At 69.4% G+C, this 408-nt stretch carries 1 protein-coding gene; it reads right to left on the bottom strand.

Annotation, left to right across the window (positions count from 1 at the left end; translation table 11 throughout):
- Positions 1-408, bottom strand: a 408-nt coding sequence (locus OC446_RS30650) for an ATP-binding protein (RefSeq protein ID WP_262032629.1), incomplete at both ends; no start/stop codon positions are given.

Here is a 408-nt window from a genome sequence, read left to right as displayed (position 1 = left end):
CGACGATCTCCATCAGATCCCGCTGCTGTTCAGGGGTGAGCGGCTCCGGGCCCCAATCGTCCAGAACCAGCAACTTTGCCCGCGCCAGCGTCCGCAGCAGACGGGCATAGCGGCCTTCCGAACGCGCCAGGGCGAGAGCCGCAAACAGCCGCGGCACACGGTGGTAGAGCACCGACAGATCCTCGCGGCACGCCTTGTGCCCAAGCGCGCAGGCGAGCCAGCTCTTGCCCACCCCGCACGGGCCGGTGATCAGCAGGTTGCGCCTCTCGCGGATCCAGTCGCACGACGACAGCTTGAGGAACAACGCCCGGTCGAGAGAGCGTGGCGCGCGGAAGTCGACATCTTCGACGCTGGCGGGATGGCGCAGCCGGGCGGCGCGGGCGCGGGTCTCGAAGCGCTTCTGCTGCC

Source organism: Microvirga sp. Mcv34 (assembly GCF_024519725.1).
Lineage (GTDB): Bacteria > Pseudomonadota > Alphaproteobacteria > Rhizobiales > Beijerinckiaceae > Microvirga.
The sequence above is the reverse complement of the archived record's forward strand: the minus strand, read 5'-3'. Positions and strand labels throughout refer to the sequence as shown.